Raw genomic sequence first — 1,684 nt, 5'->3', positions numbered from 1 at the left:
TATCAGCTATCAGCTATCAGCTATCAGCTATCAGCTATCAGCTATCAGAGTGGCCTCTTAGTTAAATGGATATAACGGCCCCCTCCTAAGGGGCAGTTACAGGTTCGATTCCTGTAGGGGCTACCAATAAAATCAATAATTTATGTGTTTTTATTTTCCTTTTCCTGTTTTTGTGTAGCACATATGCAGCTGTTTTCTATGGAGTAGAATGTTGAAACTTGTGCAAATGAAGGAGTTAGATTTTGCTTGAGCTGGTTTTTAAGCATGTGCAGCATAATTATAACTTTTTCCCAAAAGTTGAAATTGGTGAAAGAGATTCTTTATGTAGGTTCTGCAAATTAAATAATGTTAAGTTTAATAAAAAGAAAGCTCATTCTTTTCCAGAGTTTCTTGGCAATAAAAGCATCTTTACAGCTAATGAATGTGATGAGTGCAATGCAAAGTTTTCAAAAATAGAGAAAAATTTAAGTGATTTTATACCGCCTACTTTCATTACTCGACTAAAAGGTAAGAAAGGCTATCGGCCAAATTATCTAAAAGGTGGTAGTAAAATTTATGGGGACGATCAATTCATAACATTAATACAAGAAAACTCTTCAGAGCAAAGTTCATTAAATTTTTCTTCACAAGCTTTTGATATGGTCAAAGTTTACAAGGCAATTCTTAAAAGTTTAATATCTATCCTTCCAGATGAAAAGTTAAAAGAATTTCACCCTACTTTAGGATGGTTGACCTCAAATCAGAACTTTGAAAGCCTTAATCATTTACCTATTTTTTGGTGTGGGTATAGAATGCCTGATGTTAATTTTCCTATAAAAATGGAAATCGAATTAACTAGAGAAACTTCTGATAATCACATTATTTATCTTCTATATTGTCAATTTAATAACTATTTTATTTTTTTTCCTTTTTCCCCAACCAGCAAATTATTTTTTAAAGCTGAGCAACTAGCTCCAAAAACAATAGCTGAGAACATACATTATGAAAAAGTTGATTGCCGCGATGGGATAACAAGCCATTCATATAAAATCAACCTTTCTCTTGGTGAACCTGATATAACTTCGAGCGAAGAGCTTACTATAGAGCAGTTAAATAATATATTGAAAAACAGGGAAAGGAACAGTAACCAATGATGACCACAAATATGAATCAGCTGAAATTCGCAACAACTAAAGCTAAAGATGGGTTATTTGATGAAGCTATAGAAATTTTATTGTTTACCTATCAAAGTGGAATATCATCAGATGCTGATATTTTAAAAATATTGCCGTATTATCAGAAAGCTGGCAGATACAACGAGCTTGAAAAACTTTGTCAAGAACAGTTCATTCCACAATTGGAACAATTAAATCATTCGACGTTTTCTCATAAATGTGAAGAAATTCAAAAATCTTTTCTATCCTTAAAGCTGTATAAGCTATATGCAAAGTTGGCTTTGTGTGCAGAAAGAGAAAATCAAACTATGGATGAAAAAAGATTTATTAGTTTTAGCCAACAATACTATCGGGTTTATGAAGAGCTTTTAGAGCAAGGTACCAAAGTCGAAGAGCTTAAAGAGTTTAAAAGTATTGCGAAAAGATACGGAAAGAACAGTAATATGTGGCCTGAGTTTTTGCAAAAAAAATTTTCTAAATATATAAAATAGTTAAACTCAGATAGTACAGTTATTTACAGAACTCCAAGC

At 32.1% G+C, this 1,684-nt stretch carries 2 protein-coding genes and 1 tRNA gene; all 3 read left to right on the top strand.

Annotated elements, in window-relative coordinates:
- The first annotated feature begins 51 nt into the window (after positions 1–51).
- The 3 genes from H5182_RS21900 (at position 52) to H5182_RS21890 (ending at position 1,645) form a co-directional block, all read left to right on the top strand.
- Positions 52–126: transfer RNA gene (locus H5182_RS21900), tRNA-Arg, on the top strand.
- 116 nt (positions 127–242) lie between these two features.
- Complete coding sequence (locus tag H5182_RS21895; RefSeq protein WP_182760647.1) at positions 243–1,133, top strand: hypothetical protein; 891 nt, start codon at positions 243–245, stop codon at positions 1,131–1,133.
- Positions 1,130–1,645, top strand: coding sequence for a hypothetical protein (locus tag H5182_RS21890; protein WP_182760646.1), 516 nt, complete (start codon positions 1,130–1,132; stop codon positions 1,643–1,645). The genes H5182_RS21895 and H5182_RS21890 overlap by 4 nt, the downstream gene beginning before the upstream one ends.
- The last annotated feature ends 39 nt before the right edge of the window (positions 1,646–1,684 follow it).

The sequence above is a fragment of the Pseudoalteromonas sp. SG44-17 genome (genome assembly GCF_014164235.1).
Classification (GTDB): Bacteria; Pseudomonadota; Gammaproteobacteria; order Enterobacterales; family Alteromonadaceae; genus Pseudoalteromonas; species Pseudoalteromonas rhizosphaerae.
The sequence above is the reverse complement of the archived record's forward strand: the minus strand, read 5'-3'. Positions and strand labels throughout refer to the sequence as shown.